This is a genomic window from Pseudonocardia sp. TMWB2A, assembly GCF_017312135.1.
This window is the reverse complement of the sequence record NZ_QKQY01000001.1, coordinates 432767-448618: the sequence shown is the minus strand read 5'-3', so window position 1 is coordinate 448618 and position 15852 is coordinate 432767. Positions and strand designations below refer to the sequence as shown.

Genomic DNA, 15852 nt, shown 5'->3' with positions numbered 1-15852 from the left:
TAATGAGGCCGCAACAGGAGGTTGATATGAAACGGGTCGGAATGATGGGCGCGCTTGCGGCGCTGATGATGGGCGCAGGGGCCGCGCAGGCAGGCGAACTGCCCGCAAATGAACAGGCCGCGCTCCAAGCCTCGGTCGATGCGGACGCCAAACAGCTTTCCGACACCGCGCTCAAAATCTGGCAATGGGCCGAGGTTGGCTATCAGGAAAATCAAAGCTCCGCGCTCCTCCAATCACGGTTAAAGGCCGCAGGCTTTACGATCGATAAGGGCGTTGCCGGGATGCCGACTGCGTTCGTTGCCCGCTATAAGCGCGGCAATGGCGGGCCGGTCATCGGCCTCATCGCCGAATATGATGCCCTTCCCGGCCTTGCGCAAAAAGCCGAGCCCGTCCACGCGCCGATTGCAGGCCAGATTGCGGGCCATGCGTGCGGCCATAATGTGTTCGGCGCGGCGTCCGTCACCGCTGCGATAGCCGTCAAACAATGGATGGACGCCAACAAAGTCGATGGCGAGTTACGCCTTTATGGTAGCCCCGCCGAAGAAGGCGGATCGGGCAAAGTCTATCTGGTGCGCGCGGGGCTGTTCAACGATGTCGACATCGTGCTGCACTGGCACCCCGGCTCCGGCAATGGCGCAAGCCAGGCGCGCAGCCTTGCCAATATCAGCGGCAAATTCCGTTTCAAGGGCGTTTCCGCCCACGCCGCCGCCGCGCCCTCACGCGGGCTGTCGGCGCTCGATGGCGTGGAAGTGATGAATGTCGCGGTCAATTATTTGCGCGAACATATCCCCGACGGCACGCGCATCCATTATGTCGTGACCGACGGCGGCAAGGCCCCCAATGTCGTCCCCGACTTTGCCGAAAGCTATTATTATGTCCGCCACGTCGATCCGCAGATCGTCAAGGATGTGATGGCGCGCGTGCAAAAAGCCGCCGAAGGGGCGGCGCTTGCGACCGGCACTAGCGTGACGTTCGAAGCGACCGGCGGGGTCTATTCAATGCTCCCCAATGCAACGCTCGCAACCGTGATGGACCGCAATTTGCGCAAGGTGAAATGGGAACCCTTCACCCCTGCCGAAATCGCCTTTGCCGAAAATCTGCAAAAGACCCTGACGGTCAAAAAACCGCTCTCCAGCGCCACCGAAGTGGAAAAAATGGTCATTGGCGAAGCGGGCGGCGGGTCGACCGATGTGGCCGATATTAGCTGGACGGTGCCGACCGTCGGCCTTGGCACTGCGGTCTGGGTGCCGGGGACAGCCGCGCATAGCTGGCAAGCGGTTGCAGCGAGCGGCAATAGCTATGGCATGAAAGGCGGCGTGGTCGCGGCAAAAACGCTCGCGCTCACCACCGCAGAACTGTTCCGCTCGCCCGATGTGATTGCGGCGGCCAAGGCGGAATTCCAGAAAGAGCGCGGCCCCGACTTCAAATATGAAGCGATGGTCGGCAACCGCCAACCGCCTTTGGATTACCGCAAGACCAAAGAGTAAGGTGCCTGCGCCTTACTCTAAATTAAAAGAAATGTGAGGCGCTTGCGCCTTACTCTAAAACTAAATTGATGTGAGGGGCTTGCGCCCTACTCAAAAATCGACAGCTACACCGTTACGCTCCCAATCGCCATAGCGGACCGGATCGAGCGGTTCGAGCACCGGTTCGACGTCAAGCGGATCGGGCTTTGGCGCGGCGCTTTTGTCCCAATGCGCCGGGGCTTTGACGTGCGGCGGGCGTTGGGTGGCGCGGCGGGGGTGCGGCGCGTCTGCGCGTGTCGGTTCAGGGTCGGACATGGCACTGATTTACCCCTAATAATCGAAAAGTTGAAGAGGGCCGCCGCCATTCCCATATATTTTTTTATTGAAGGGGGTGCCGCTTTTGCATCCTCCCTGTCACACTGCACGTCCAAAAGCGTGCCGATCGAGCGAGGGTTTAACGGATGAACGGTTTGAAGACGACAATGCTGCTGGCGGCGCTCACCGCGCTGTTCATGGCGCTGGGCTATACGCTCGGCCGTCAAAGCGGGATGCTGATCGCCTTTCTGGTCGCCATCGGCATGAATATTTTCACTTACTGGAATGCCGACAAAATTGTCCTCAAAATGCACAATGCGCGCGAGGTGGACGCCGCCAGCGCGCCCGATTTTTACGGCATGGTGCAACAGCTTGCCACGCGTGGCGGTTTGCCGATGCCGCGCGTCTATATTGTCGAAGACCCCAATCCCAACGCCTTTGCAACGGGCCGCAATCCCGAACATGCGGCGGTTGCCGCAACCACCGGCTTGCTCTCGATGCTGAGCCGCGACGAGGTGGCGGCGGTGATGGCGCATGAATTGGCCCATGTTAAAAACCGCGACACGCTCATCATGACAATGGTGGCGACGATTGCGGGCGCCATTTCGATGCTCGCTAATTTCGGCCTATTCTTCCGTGGCGGCGGTGACAATCGCGGGGCAGGTATTGCCAGCATTTTGGCGGTCCTTGTCGCCCCCTTTGCCGCGATGATCGTGCAAATGGCCATCAGCCGCACACGCGAATTTGGCGCAGATGCAGGCTCGGCCCAAATGACCGGCGACCCGATGGCGCTCGCCTCCGCGCTCGCCAAAATTGCCGGGCCCGCCGCCAGCCGCCCGACCGAAGCCGAGCGCAGCAATCCGGCGGTGGCGCAGCTTTACATTGTGCCGACCGGCGTGAGCGAGCTTTTCTCGACCCACCCCGCGACCGAAAACCGCATTGCTGCCTTGCAGGATATTGCCGCGCAAATGGGCGCAGAACCGCGCGCCGCTATGGACAGCAAGCCGCGTCCGTCGAGTGCGCTGAATCCGCTGCGCCGCGATTAGTCGCATATAGGAAAGCCGGATTTGTGTGGACTTTGCCGCCAAGTCCGGCTTTTTCTTTGCGTAAATGCGGTAGGACGCCTATCGGCCTGCCATGCGCCCCAAAAAACCATTTTCCGCAAAACCCTTTTCGGACGTGACCGATCCGGTCGGCACCGCCACGCGCCGTGCCGCGCTCAAAATGCTTGATGCGGTGATGCGTCGGGGGGAAGCTTTGGACCGCGCGCAACATGCCGCGACCCAAGGCTTGCGCAATCCCGCAGACCGCGCGCACGCGGTGGTCTTGGCGGCCGAAGTGCTGCGTCATTTGCCCGACCTTGATGCGCTGATCGACAGCGCCACCCGTCAGCGCATCCCCGATGATGCCAAATCGCGCATGGTCTTGCGGCTCGCGCTGGTGCAATGTCTGGCGCTCGGCACGCCGCCGCACGCCGCTATCGCGACCGCGCTTCCCTTGGTCGATGGCGGCCCCAAAAGGCTGGTGCATGGCGTATTCGGCACTTTGATGCGCAGCGAACCGGAACTTCCTGCCCCGCCTGCCTTGCCGGATGATGTGACGGCGCGCTGGGCCGATCAATGGGGCGAGGCAATGGTCGAGGCCGCGCGCGGTGCGATTGCGCAGCATCCGCCGATTGACCTCACTTTACGCGATGCCAGCAACACCGGACGGATGGTGGACGCATTGGGCGGCGTCAGCCTTGGCGCGGGCAATGTGCGGTTGAGCGACCCCGGCAACATCACCACCCTCCCCGGCTTTGATGAAGGCGCGTGGTGGGTGCAGGATCTGTCCGCAAGCCTCCCCGCAAAGCTGCTCGGAGCCGGTGAAGGCCGCACCGTGCTCGACCTGTGCGCTGCCCCCGGCGGCAAGACCATGCAGCTTGCCGCAGCAGGCTGGGACGTCACCGGCGTCGATATTTCGGCCAAGCGGCTGGAGCGGCTGGAAGCCAATCTTGCGCGCACCGGCCTGCCTGCGCATCTGGTGCAGGGCGATATTGAAAAATGGCAACCGCAAGCGCCCGCCGATGCGGTGTTGCTCGATGCGCCGTGCAGCGCGACCGGCATTTTCCGGCGGCATCCCGATGTGCTGTATCGCATCGGCCCGCGCCAGATTGCCGAATTGGCTGACCTCCAGGCCCGCTTGCTCGACCGCGCGGCGGACTGGGTCAAGCCGGGCGGCCTCCTGCTCTATGCTACCTGCTCGCTTGAACGGGCGGAAGGCGAAGACAGGATCGCGGATTTCCTCGCGCGCCACTCCGATTTTGCGCGGGTGCCGGTGAGCGCAGACGAATTATGTGCAGGCTTCACGCCGAACATGGAAGGCGATGTGCGCATCCTCCCCGGCCCGCTTGCAGAGCAAGGCGGCGCGGACGGATTTTTCATCGCACGACTGCGTAAATTAACTATTTGAAATTCAAGCCAAAAATACCATAAGCCCGACAAAGGCGAGCGTAAAGGTCATGGTAAAATCCCGCACATCCTCATTCGCCCACAAACGCAGCGGCAGCGAAAGCGCCTCCCCCGCCACCAAGGACTGTGCCTGATCAATGCCCGTAGTCACGGACGCAACACCCGGCGCTCCACCGGCGTTTTTAGCCCGCATTTCAAAGCGGTGCTTGAACAGGTCCGGATTCCACAAGGCATCACGCCGGGGCGGATATTGGCGGACAATGATACGGGCCAGATCACGACTCATGGCCTTGACGTTAAGAGTTTGTTTACCGTCCGCAACGGCAAAGATGCGGTGCATGTGCGGTTATGGGACAGACGGTTATGGGAAGGCGGTTATGAATGGGCGGTTACACGCCCCGGACGGGGCGCTTAAACCCTCAAACCCCTCACCGCCCGCCACGCCAGATTTTAAGCTTGGACCGGTCGGACGGCATCCGCACATGGGCGGGGCAGCGTTGCGGCTTGAAATCTTTGGCAAGGCAAATCCGCACCTCATCGAGCCAATTTTCCTTGGTCTTGGCGACCTGTATCATGTCGGGCCGGATGCCCTTATTCGCCCGCGCGAAATTGAGCCGGAAGGTGCCGACCGTCAAATTGCGGTCGCGCGACATCCGGTCCATGTCGGGATAGCGGATCGCTTCATACATGATGCGCGCGGGCCGGAAATATTTTTGCGGATCGCGCGTCATGCAACTGCCATGCTTGGCCCATTCATGCTGCAGCAGGTCCACTGACGGCGTCATACAGAAATTTTCGCGGATAATCTGCCGCGAGAGCGCAGGCACCGGCGCGCACCATTGCGGATAGGCCGGGCCATCGGTTTCGGGCCAAAGCCCGTGCAGCACAAAGCCGAACCGCCCCGCGCTGCCATCGCATTGCGTGCTGTCCCGATTGCGTTCCGAACGGCAATGCCCAGGCGACCAGCTTAGGGTCAGCAGATAATTGGTCACCTTGGTCGGGCGCACATCTTGCGCGCGTGGCGGATATTCGGGCCGTGCATCGGGGAGCCGTTGGGGCAGGCGACAAAGCGCACTTTGCGCAAAAGCGGTTTGCGGCAGCATCAACGCCGCCACAAACAGCGCGCCCTTAGAGCTGGACAAAATCAAGCCCTATATCCGCCGCCGGTGCCGACTGGGTGAGCCGCCCGACCGAGATAAAATCGACGCCGGTTTCGGCAATACCGCGAATAGTGTCGAGCCGCACCCCGCCACTCGCTTCGGTCGGCACGCGCTTGCCCACCAGCGCCACCGCCCGTTTCAAAGTCGGCACGTCCATATTGTCGAGCAGCAAATGCGTCGCGCCCGCACCAAGCGCCGGTTCAATCTGCTCCAGACTGTCCACCTCGACAATAATCCGCGCAATCCCTGCATCAACCGCTCGGCGTACCGCTTCGCTGATGCCGCCTGCCACCGCGACATGATTATCCTTGATCATCGCGGCATCATCGAGCCGCATCCTGTGGTTGGTCGCTCCGCCCATGCGCGTTGCATATTTCTCCAGCACCCTAAGCCCCGGAATGGTCTTGCGCGTATCGAGCAAGGTCGCGCCAGTACCGGCAATCGCGTCGACATAGCTGCGCGTCATCGTCGCAATGCCCGACAAATGCTGCACCGTATTGAGCGCCGACCGCTCCGCCGTCAGCATCGCGCGGCCATTGCCTTTGAGGCGCATAAGGTCGGTTTTGCGTGGCACCTCATCGCCATCGGCCACGAGCAGTTCAATCTCCACCGCCGGGTCGAGCTTGCGGAAAAACGCTTCGGCCAAGAGTAATCCCGCAACCACAATATCATCGCGCGTATCCATCACGCCCGAAAAGCGTGCCTCGGCGGGGATAACAGCGGCGGAAGTAATATCGCCAAAATCGCCGAGATCCTCCGATAGGGTTGCGGCGACAAACTGGTCGAGATCGAAACGGTCAAGCTGGAAGGTCATGGATGTACCGCTATCGCCCGACACTTCTGTGCGCAAGTCCGCAATGGCCCCGCGCCATGTCATGTGCGCCCGATATGCCTATCACCCTTTGACTGCGTCCGGCCCCATATCGAGAAGGCGGACATATTCCGACGCGATCATATTGGCGACCGAATTGAACACAATTTGCGGATCAAGACTGTCGTCATCCATCGCCAGATCAATTGTCGAATGGATAAGGTCCAGCGCAACCCTTCCGGCAACCAATACATCGTCATAGGAAGCATGGAACGGTTGCGCGCCAAGATGCTGTTTCAGCAATGCCCAAGAATGGGCGCGCGACTCCGTGCGTAATTCCGCCATAGCAGGCTGGGTACGTATGATCCGACCGATCCATAAATTTGCCGGATTATCCTTGGTTGCTGTATAGATCGCCATCTGGATTTCAAAAATAGCGCCAACGATCATTTTATGATCGAGATTGCCCCCGGATTGCAAAAGCGCAGCGCCTCCACGCTCGACCCAATCGCTGAAAATTTCGAACTGTAGATTTTTAAGGCGGACAGCCAATTCCTTAAGCACCGCATATTTGTTCGGGAAATAGCGATAAAGTGCTGGCGGTGTAAGGCCCGCCCGCTCGCAGATCATATTGGTAGAAAGATTTTCCACGCCTTGTTCAACCAACAAGTTGGATGTTGCGTCCAAAATGGCTTCAATCGTAACGCGGGCGCGGCGTTGACGCGGCGCAATTTTCATTTCCGAATGTTTATTGTCGCCGGTTGGCAACGCATATTTATTGCCGGTGCGCTTGACCGTACTCATTCTTTATCACCCTTCTTGCCGTCACACATAAGAGCAGCCTGAAGCTCTTATGTGCTGGCCCCCAATACCAACATTTCGCGCCCGGTTAGGCGCTTGTTATCACGATTCATAGCCGCAATGTAAACAGGGTTAACACACTGACGCTGCTCATGTTCCCCAACATACTGATTTACCGGATTAACCATTTTCATCTCATCGACTTATAACGTTCCTGTACGGCCACGGTTGCCGACCCGCTCAAAAAAATCTGTCTGGATAAGAGGAGGTGGTGGGGAGTCGCTTGTTGCCCGCGCATCCGCTAAGGCTCGCTGCCAAACATTTCGACAATAACGCGATCAGGAAACCAGCATGTTCGATACCGCCGCGCGCACGCCCCCTTATGAAAATTTGAAGATTGTCGAACTTGCGCGCATCCTCGCGGGGCCTTGGATCGGGCAAACACTTGCGGATCTGGGCGCGGATGTAATCAAGGTTGAAAGTCCCGCAGGCGACGATACCCGCAAGTGGGGGCCGCCCTTCATCCTCCGTAATGATGGCCGGCAGGAAGCGGCCTATTATCATGCGTGCAACCGCGGCAAACGTTCGGTGATCGTCGATTTCACCACGCCGCAAGGCCAGGAGATTATCCGCACCCTTGTGCGTGAAGCCGACGTGCTGATTGAAAATTTCAAGCTTGGCGGGCTCGCCAAATACGGGCTTGATTATGAAAGCCTCGCCGAAATCAACCCGCGCCTTATCTATTGCTCGGTCACCGGCTTTGGTCAGACAGGCCCTTATGCCCCGCGCGCCGGTTATGATTTCATCGTTCAAGGGATGAGCGGTATCATGGACCTGACAGGAGAGCCGGACGGGCCGCCCGAGAAGATCGGCGTTGCCTTTGCCGACATTATGACCGGCCTTTATGGCACCATCGCGATACAGGCCGCGCTTGCCCAACGCGAGCGCACCGGCATGGGGCAACATATTGACATGGCCTTGCTCGATTCGATGGTCGGCGTCCTCGCCAACCAAGCGATGAACTATCTCGCATCGGGCAAGCCGCCCACGCGCATGGGCAATGCGCATCCCAATATTGTGCCTTATTCGGTATTTCCGTGCAGCGATGGCCACTTCATTCTGGCGGTCGGCAATGACGGCCAATTTACGCGTTTTGTAACCGCGCTTGGCCGCGGGGACCTCGCGCAAGACGAACGCTTCACAACCAATGCTTTGCGCGTGGCAAACCGCAGCATTATGATGGACGAGATTGCACACGAAACCGCCAAACATACCCGCGTGGGTATGCTTGCCTTATGCGAAACATATGGCGTTCCCGCAGGCCCCATTAACCCGCTCGACGATGTTTTTGCTGACCCCCAAGTAGAGGCGCGCGCCATGCAAATCGCGCCAGTCGATAGCAGCGGCCAAACCATCCCCGGCGTTAGAACGCCAATCCGTTTTTCCGGAGCATCCCTCCAAACCGACACGCCCTCCCCCATGCACGGCGAACATGACATAATATTGCGCGATTTGACCGGCTGGCCGGAGCGTAAGGGGTAGTCGGGATATTTTAAATCCACCTCAACCGCTTTCTCCGTTGACACCCTTGCACACCCCAGCTATCCGCCCCCTCCTACCCCGTGCCCAGATGGCGGAATTGGTAGACGCACCAGCTTCAGGTGCTGGCGCTCGCAAGGGCGTGGAGGTTCGAGTCCTCTTCTGGGCACCATTTTCCTGATCATAATTTGTTTTTGATGTGTGCGTAGCGTACTGGAAATGTGCGTGTCTCTCCTGCGCGGCAACCTACGCTTGCGTCCTCTCAAAATAAATTTGTCCGGACAACGTTGACATTCATAGCCGTTTTTTGGTTCCTTATGTGCAGACGATCAAAAGGTCGCTGCATAAACATGGGATGGGGAGAAATGCGGGATGGGTGGATTCATCGATAGATTGACTCGCGTGGTTCAGCAGGCGCGTTCGCACATCATGGCGCCGCAACGGATGGGGCGGATGATGATCCTCGTCGTTGCACCGGTCACGCTCGCCTTCATTGTCGCCTGGTTCGGGCTGGGCGTGTTCAAGCCTTGGTCGAGTCGGCTTGCGCCCATTCCCTTTTGGGTCGGGCTGATGCTCCTCCTGTGGAACTTCACTTATCTGGTTTACCGGCTGATGCGCCGCAAAATCCGCGTGCGGGAATCTTTCCCGCTGCATTTCGGGGTTGCAGCATGTAGCGCCATTATCGGAACCGCATTTTTCCGCCCGATCGCGAGCCTTTATGGCCATAGCTATGGCTGGCTGATGGGCTATGCGCGCGACAAGGTGGTCACGCCCTATCCCGTTTCGCTTGAAAGCCTGATTATCTGGCACACCGATTATACGCCCTTCCTGATGATGTGGACATTCGGCATATTGCTGCTCGATTTTTACGAACGGCGCGCGAGGAAAGCAGGCAGCCCTCAGAACAATGCCGACCTGTTTGTCGATCATATCGACACGCTTGGCGATGAGGCGCTGATCGCCGTCTGTGCCGAGGGCCATTATGTCCGCATCCTTTCCACCCACGGAGAAGAGCGCATCTTCTATCGCTTTTCGGAAGCCCTGTCGCGTTTGAGCGCGCGCAGCGGTGTGCGTATCCACCGTTCCTATTGGGCCAATTTGCGCCATGTCAAAAAATTGGAGGGCAATGCCGCCAAGGCCAATGTGCTTTTGACGACGGGGCTTCGCTTGCCCGTCAGCTTGACCTATCGGGACGAGGTCGCCACCCATTTCGGCGCGCGCCATGCCCGGCGGGCGGATAATTCCCCCGTTATGGCGGGGCGTTGATCCTCTCGCCTCCAGCATAACTACTTCAGGCCCATTTTTCGTGAAATGCCATGCTTCGCGAAATCTGATTTCGTGAAATTGCACGAGTTTGCTTTGGTTTGAGAGCCGATGCCCGATAGCCCGATGGCTGTTCCGGCATGTGTCGCCAACGCTTTTCGCAGGCCGAAGTCACGGGCCGGAACGACCAAATCTACAAAAAATAAAAACCGCTTCAGCGGACATCCAGATCGAGAGGAAAATGCAATGCGCCCCAGGCTCCCCCGCTTCCGTTCCCTATTATTGGCGACCTGTCCGCTATTGCTGCCCACCCTTCCGGTTGCCGCGCAAGAAGCGCAAATGGACGATGATACAGCCAGCGACAGCGGGGTCGGCGACATTATCGTGACAGCGCAGCGGCGCGAGCAAAATTTGCAGGATGTCCCCATCGCCGTCACGACCGTAAGCGCTAATCAGCTCAGCGCCCAAGGGGTCGCCGAACTTAAGGATATTACGGCCACCGTTCCCAACCTCGTTCTCGCGGCAGGGTCGTCCTCGCCGAGCGCGGTGCGCGCCTTCATGCGCGGGGCAGGATCAAATGATTCTCTGACCGCAACGACCGAACAAGCGGTGGGTTTTTATATCGACGATATTTACCAAGCGCGCGGCGGCGGGCTTAATCTGGAATTGCCGGACATTGAGCGGATCGAAATTTTGCGCGGGCCACAAGGCACGCTGTACGGGCGCAACACGATGGTCGGCGCGCTCAAGGTCGTGACCTATCGCCCCGGCAGCAACGTCCGGATGGAAGCCGATGCGACCTATGGCAGCTATGATTATTGGCGGGTGCGCGGCTTATTGGCAGGCCCGATCAGCGACGGACTTTCGGCAAGCCTGTCCGGTCTGTGGACCAAAAGGGATGGCCGCACCTTCAACCGCGCACTCGGCATCCATGTCAATAATCGCGAGGCCAGCAATATCCGCGCGACCTTACGCTATCATGGCGATCCGGAATGGGACATCATCCTGCGCGCCGGCCATATGCGCGATAGCGGCGATGGCATGACCGCGACCCCGCTTGCCCCCGGCACCAAGATGGAGCCGCTTTATGGCTCGATGTTCGAAACCAGTGCCCTTGAACGCGCGTTCAGCCGCTACCGCGAAACCAACGCCAATATTGATGCGACTTGGAAGCCCGACGGGTTCAACCTCCAATATATCGGCAGCCTTAGTTGGATCGACAATGATGTGAGTGCGGACCTTACCGGCGGGCAGCGCCCCGACCTTGGCATGATGGACGACACGCTCGACAATAAACAAATGTCGCATGAGCTGAAATTCCAGCCGGACGGCCTGTTCAATGACCATGTGGACTTGTTGATGGGCGCTTATGCGTTTCACGAAAAGAGCAATGGCCGCATCGGGTCGGGCTTGCCGACAAGCTATACCCGCCTCGACCGCGCATCGACCACCAGCTTTGCCTTATTCGGTCAGGCAACGGTCAATTTCACCGACCGTTTTTCGGCAACATTGGGCGGTCGCTGGACGCATGACCGCAAAATTTTGCAGGCCATGCTGGCCAATGGGGCGATTGTCGATGCGCGCAAAAGCTTTAGCGAATTTACCCCCAAAATCGATGTCCAGTTCAAGGCCAGCAAAGACATAATGGTCTATGCCTCTTATTCCAGCGGCTTCAAGGGCGGGGGCTTTAATGGCCGTGCGCTCAATGCGCTGGCCATGTCCACACCGTTTGAAGCGGAAAAGGTCCAAGCGTGGGAAGCAGGTGTAAAATCGGAATTATTCGACCGCAAGCTGCGGCTCAACATCGCTTATTTCTACAATAATTTTAAAGACCTCCAGCTCACCAATTTTGTCGGCACGGGCAATGCGACGCTTATCAGCAATGCAGGCGGCGCGGTTGTGCAGGGCGTGGAAGCCGAGGCGACTGCTGCCATCACTTCCAATTTCCGGCTTATCGGCACATTGTCCACCATGGCCGACCATTATAAAAATCTGGAGCCCAGTTCGCAGCCCGTCCGGCTCAACTCCACCGATGTGCCAAGCACCCCCGCTTTGTCATGGAGCGCAGGCTTTAACTGGGACAAATATTTTGATGGTTTCGGCAAAATCGCGGTCGGATCGACTGTGGCCTATCGCGCCGACTACCAGCTTGGCGTTAGCCCGGTGCCGCGCTTGCGTGTGCCGTCCGTCTATCTCGTCAACGCCAATATCGAATGGGAAAGTGAAGACGAACGGTGGGGCCTCATCCTTGCCGCGACCAACCTTGCCAATGAACATTATCAGGAAACCGCCATCCAGATCGGCACCGCAGCTGCGGTCGTTCCGGCCAAGCCGCGGGAATGGAAGCTGACGCTCCGCCATAAATTCTGATCCCCACTCAACAACGAAGGAGAAAATGATGAAGTTTTGGGCCCATTTTGGTGCATTGACGGCGCTCGCCCTCAGCGCACCGGTTTTTGCAACCTCCGCAAGCGAGGCGCCTGTCGTCCCCGGCACCAGCGCCGAAGCCAGCGACCTTGGCACATGGGAACTTCTCGGCAACCCCAATATGGCCGCCAATGTCGGCGTGTGGGACAGCCATTTTTACGTGCGCGACCGCAAGGGCAATTTGATGCAACAATATCGCGCCCGCAAAAATATGCAGGTCTATGGCAATGTCTATTATCAGGTGAATGAATATTGGTACGAGGACGGCACCTATAAAAAAGTCCGCTTCATCGGCGTGCCGCGCAAGGATGGCAGCGTCGAAACGGATTCGCCCGACCGTGGCTATTTCAAGCGGCTCCAGCGCGTTTATGCGTCGATGGGCCCGACCATCGCTATCTGGACCTTGCGGGACCGCAAGAGCGGCCAGGATCTGGGCGCGGAATTTGTGACCACCTTTGAAAATAAGCGCACCGCCACCCCGCATTTCTATGAAGTTTCAAAAGAGCGGCGCGAACAATTGGGCGTGCGTCCCGAAGACCCGCCAATCGGGCAGGATGCAACCACCACGATCATCGAAACCCGCGCCGGTCCGATGGTCACCGACAAGCCGCTTTTCACCCTCACCGCACAGGAAAAGAACGACCTTCTGCCAATCTTCCATAATGCGTTGAAATAAGAAAAAGCCATCTCCCTCCTGCGGCGGGGTGCTACGCGCTATGACGCTTGGCATCCCGTTGCTTTTGTATTGCAGGCAGATGCGTGGAGCGCGACAGCATATTCAGTGAAAATTTTCGCGAAGAATGATGGCATCATCCCTTGTTTCCACAGTTTTGGCGATATCGTTCAGTTCGATTGCGGTAACAAAACTGTCCACATCGCCGGCGTCAAACACGCCAATGATGTTTTTCTGTGGGACTCTTCCATTTTCAAAAATGATTTTTTTCTTGGAATAGCGGTTCATATCATAAACCGCTTTCGATAACGGATCGCGCATATAAGTGAGTTTTCCGATCGTCCAGCTTTCCTCTTTGCTGCTGTCGACCGATTTCATCGTCCAATTCTGATTCTTGCGTGCAATTAATTGCCGTCCGGGGGTCATTTCAACGCTTGTTTCCGTTCCGCCGACATCCGTCACGCGCACCTTACCTTCGACGAGCGTTACCACGACATCATTGCCGTCAATGCTGACGGAAAATGCGGTGCCCAATGCCCGGATAGCTTTTCCGTTCGCGATAACGGTGAAGGGGCGGTCCGGATTTTTGGCGACATCAAAATAAGCGCGCCCGCTTTTCAACACTACGTTGCGGGATGTCGGCAAATTTCGTGCGACCATATTGGTTTCGGAATCGAGCTTGACCGCAGAACCGTCAGCCAATGTTATGTCCGCACGTTGTCCCAATTGCGTCAAAAATGCTTGCGGCGCACTTGAACTATCGGGAGCGGGTTCAAGATATTTTTCCAACGCCACGACCGACGGCACCACGAACAAGGCTATTGTAGCGGCGAGCCCCACCATATTTTTATAACGCCCCTTGGTGTAGCGGGATTGCACCTTCTTCCTCATTGCGAGGATTTCAGGCTCCTGCGCAACCAATCGCGATGCCGCCCACCCCCTCTGCATCTTTTCAAATGCGCTTTGGTTTTCAGGTGAAGCTTCTATCCAGGCAAAAAATTTCTGCTCGTCCGCTTCGGACATTTCGCCCGATTGATGCAACACCATCCAGTGCGCGGCCTGCGCCCTCGCAGCATCATCAAGCTTCGCAAGAGGGGCTTTCATTCGTCTGTATCCATTTCCATTGCGATACGAACCAGCGCCCGATGCATAAGCTCTTTTACAGATTCTTTCGAGATACACATACGATCGGCGATTTCCTGGTAAGTAAGATTATCAAATCTGTGAAATTGAAACGCAGCCCTTGCCCTTGGAGGAAGGTCCAGAATAGATTGCATGACACGCTCATATTCTTCCTTTGCTATGACTATGCGTTCGGGCGTAATTTCATCCGCATAGTCCCGGGATTCTTTTAATTCACTATGCAAACGGAAACGTCTGGCGGTGCGTTTGCGATTCTGGCTTACAAGAACATTGCGTGCTATCACAAACATCTAGCGTTCGACATTTTGAATCGGCTGCTTGGATTGGGCCGCTTGCATCCTTACAAAAACATCCTGCACCAAATCTTCGACATCTGACGCTGGCACCCGGCGGCAAAAATAGTGGCGAAGAGCCGGGGCATAGCGTTGCACCCGATCTGCAAATTGCAGTTGCGGCTGCGGCGACTGCGCCGTCATGACAGGATACCAATAGGCTGCAACCATAATATTCTTGCCGCGCGCGACCTCCTTTTTGCCGCCGGAATTGATGGGGAATGTAGCGCCATGCGCGCTGCACTCCCCCTTAAAGACGCAAGACGAAGGAGATCGGGGGGATGGCGGAACAATTTTTTTACAAGTTTTTTATGCGCGTCGAAGCGCTCACCGCATTTTCCGTGGCGTCTGTGAATCATTATCCTCTCCTGTTCAGACAGGAAATGATCGGCATATTGACGTCAATGTCAAGAATTGCAGAAAAGCGATCAACGCCCGCGATAATATTTGTGCAGACTGGAAATTACCTCTTTCCTATAAGTTCAACATATTAGGGTCATTCGATAAGATAACTGACAGGATATCGGACAAAAATGTCTCGCTGGCATCGGCTGGAAGGTCCAGCGTGGTCTTCAAATATTTACCGATTAATGCATCGCCCAGCGCGCACAGGGCAACGACCAGAATGATAGAGGAAATATTCTCCTCCACAATTTGGGAGGAACCGGAGGCCAGTAATGTAGCTTTAAGCTCATCGATTGCCCCGTCGATCATATTCAAATGGTCCGTGGAATTGGAAAGGACCAGCCACGCGGCCAACACAGCCCGCCCCCTTCCCTACCGAAAGCCTTGAATGTCTTGGCGACCATCGACCGGCTTAAAGGCTTGCCAGAAGCAGGCTCCACCGCAGCCTCGCCCAAGGCGGTCGACAGGTCCTGGATCATTTCGCGCATCAGATCATGCTGGAGATTGGTCGCCGAACCGAAATGATGGAGGATATTGGAATGGCCCATTCCGACTTCTTGCCCCACATTGACGAGGGTAACGGCCGAAGGTCCACCTTTGAGCAATAAACGCCTCGCTGCCGCCAAACCTTGTTCGCGTGCAACTTCGGCCTTTCTATGCCGTCGCTTACGGGATGCAGTCACCATCGGTCACACAATCGACCGCAGGGGGATGCGGAAAACGGGATATTGTCCGGTCGTGAAGGGCAAATTGGTCATGGCGTCATGGCTTCCTCATGCTGGCGTAGCCAAACAGCCATTTTCGTAAATGCGGCTATCCGGCATCAAACGCATTGTGATCGTCGCTGTTAAATAGACGCAGCAGGACCGGATGCGGGGGGAGCCCCAAAAGAGAAAAATTTTTTTAATAGCGGGCCGCATTATGCGACGCGCCCTTTCCTTTTGAAATATTTCGGAAATTGACATCAGTGTCCAAACCAAGGGCCCGACAAAATAAAAAAAAGTGAAATTTTTTTAAAAAACGATCCCCCCCCTCCTGATTGCAATGCGTCTTATAGGGGGTCAGAC

17 protein-coding genes and 1 tRNA gene are annotated in these 15852 nt (G+C 57.1%); 8 read left to right on the top strand and 10 right to left on the bottom strand.

What is annotated here, in order from left to right; translation table 11 throughout:
• Window positions 1-26: 26 nt before the first annotated feature.
• Window positions 27-1487 carry an amidohydrolase gene (locus tag DMP17_RS02070; protein WP_337827425.1) on the top strand — a complete coding sequence of 487 codons (1461 nt, stop codon included), beginning with the start codon at window positions 27-29 and terminating at the stop codon, window positions 1485-1487.
• Between the two features lie 90 nt (window positions 1488-1577).
• On the opposite strand, the gene DMP17_RS02065 is transcribed toward DMP17_RS02070, so the two are convergent.
• Window positions 1578-1781 carry a DUF1674 domain-containing protein gene (locus DMP17_RS02065; RefSeq protein ID WP_337827424.1) on the bottom strand — a complete coding sequence of 68 codons (204 nt, stop codon included), beginning with the start codon at window positions 1779-1781 and terminating at the stop codon, window positions 1578-1580.
• A 146-nt stretch (window positions 1782-1927) separates the two neighbouring features.
• On the opposite strand from DMP17_RS02065, the gene htpX reads away from it, so the two are divergent.
• Together htpX and DMP17_RS02055 are read left to right on the top strand one after the other, a co-directional pair.
• Window positions 1928-2827, top strand: a complete 900-nt coding sequence (gene htpX, locus DMP17_RS02060; RefSeq protein ID WP_337827423.1) for a zinc metalloprotease HtpX — start codon at window positions 1928-1930, stop codon at window positions 2825-2827.
• A 133-nt stretch (window positions 2828-2960) separates the two neighbouring features.
• Window positions 2961-4232 (top strand): RsmB/NOP family class I SAM-dependent RNA methyltransferase, encoded by a 1272-nt coding sequence (locus DMP17_RS02055; RefSeq protein ID WP_337827422.1) that lies wholly within the window; start codon window positions 2961-2963, stop codon window positions 4230-4232.
• A gap of 3 nt (window positions 4233-4235) precedes the next feature.
• On the opposite strand, the gene DMP17_RS02050 is transcribed toward DMP17_RS02055, so the two are convergent.
• From DMP17_RS02050 to DMP17_RS02035, 4 genes are all read right to left on the bottom strand, one after another.
• A complete protein-coding gene (locus DMP17_RS02050; protein WP_337827421.1) occupies window positions 4236-4571 on the bottom strand; it encodes a hypothetical protein in 336 nt (111 codons plus the stop codon).
• 88 nt (window positions 4572-4659) lie between these two features.
• The gene (locus tag DMP17_RS02045) at window positions 4660-5373 is read right to left on the bottom strand and encodes a ribonuclease T2 family protein (protein ID WP_337827420.1); all 714 of its coding nucleotides are present in this window, start codon (window positions 5371-5373) and stop codon (window positions 4660-4662) included.
• A complete protein-coding gene (nadC, locus tag DMP17_RS02040; RefSeq protein WP_337827419.1) occupies window positions 5360-6205 on the bottom strand; it encodes a carboxylating nicotinate-nucleotide diphosphorylase in 846 nt (281 codons plus the stop codon). The genes DMP17_RS02045 and nadC overlap by 14 nt, the downstream gene beginning before the upstream one ends.
• 81 nt (window positions 6206-6286) lie before the next feature.
• A complete protein-coding gene (locus DMP17_RS02035; RefSeq protein WP_337827418.1) occupies window positions 6287-7006 on the bottom strand; it encodes a TetR/AcrR family transcriptional regulator in 720 nt (239 codons plus the stop codon).
• Between the two features lie 348 nt (window positions 7007-7354).
• On the opposite strand from DMP17_RS02035, the gene DMP17_RS02030 reads away from it, so the two are divergent.
• The 5 genes from DMP17_RS02030 (at window position 7355) to DMP17_RS02010 (ending at window position 12908) form a co-directional block, all read left to right on the top strand.
• Window positions 7355-8545 (top strand): CaiB/BaiF CoA transferase family protein, encoded by a 1191-nt coding sequence (locus DMP17_RS02030; protein WP_337827417.1) that lies wholly within the window; start codon window positions 7355-7357, stop codon window positions 8543-8545.
• Window positions 8546-8627: 82 nt separating this feature from the next.
• A tRNA-Leu gene (locus DMP17_RS02025) sits at window positions 8628-8714 on the top strand.
• A gap of 230 nt (window positions 8715-8944) precedes the next feature.
• Complete coding sequence (locus DMP17_RS02020) at window positions 8945-9808, top strand: LytTR family DNA-binding domain-containing protein (RefSeq protein ID WP_337827416.1); 864 nt, start codon at window positions 8945-8947, stop codon at window positions 9806-9808.
• A 108-nt stretch (window positions 9809-9916) separates the two neighbouring features.
• Window positions 9917-12175, top strand: a complete 2259-nt coding sequence (locus tag DMP17_RS02015) for a TonB-dependent receptor (protein WP_337827415.1) — start codon at window positions 9917-9919, stop codon at window positions 12173-12175.
• A gap of 25 nt (window positions 12176-12200) precedes the next feature.
• Window positions 12201-12908, top strand: coding sequence for a hypothetical protein (locus DMP17_RS02010; protein ID WP_337827414.1), 708 nt, complete (start codon window positions 12201-12203; stop codon window positions 12906-12908).
• A 102-nt stretch (window positions 12909-13010) separates the two neighbouring features.
• On the opposite strand, the gene DMP17_RS02005 is transcribed toward DMP17_RS02010, so the two are convergent.
• The 5 genes from DMP17_RS02005 to DMP17_RS01985 all read right to left on the bottom strand — a co-directional run bounded on the left by DMP17_RS02005 (window position 13011) and on the right by DMP17_RS01985 (window position 15471).
• Window positions 13011-14009, bottom strand: a complete 999-nt coding sequence (locus DMP17_RS02005) for a FecR family protein (protein WP_337827413.1) — start codon at window positions 14007-14009, stop codon at window positions 13011-13013.
• A complete protein-coding gene (locus tag DMP17_RS02000) occupies window positions 14006-14332 on the bottom strand; it encodes an RNA polymerase sigma factor (protein WP_337827412.1) in 327 nt (108 codons plus the stop codon). The genes DMP17_RS02005 and DMP17_RS02000 overlap by 4 nt, the downstream gene beginning before the upstream one ends.
• Window positions 14333-14338: 6 nt before the next feature.
• Complete coding sequence (locus DMP17_RS01995) at window positions 14339-14524, bottom strand: sigma factor (RefSeq protein WP_337827411.1); 186 nt, start codon at window positions 14522-14524, stop codon at window positions 14339-14341.
• Window positions 14525-14854: 330 nt separating this feature from the next.
• Complete coding sequence (locus DMP17_RS01990) at window positions 14855-15094, bottom strand: hypothetical protein (RefSeq protein ID WP_337827410.1); 240 nt, start codon at window positions 15092-15094, stop codon at window positions 14855-14857.
• Window positions 15095-15096: 2 nt separating this feature from the next.
• The gene (locus DMP17_RS01985) at window positions 15097-15471 is read right to left on the bottom strand and encodes a TetR/AcrR family transcriptional regulator (protein ID WP_337827409.1); all 375 of its coding nucleotides are present in this window, start codon (window positions 15469-15471) and stop codon (window positions 15097-15099) included.
• Between the last annotated feature and the right edge of the window lie 381 nt (window positions 15472-15852).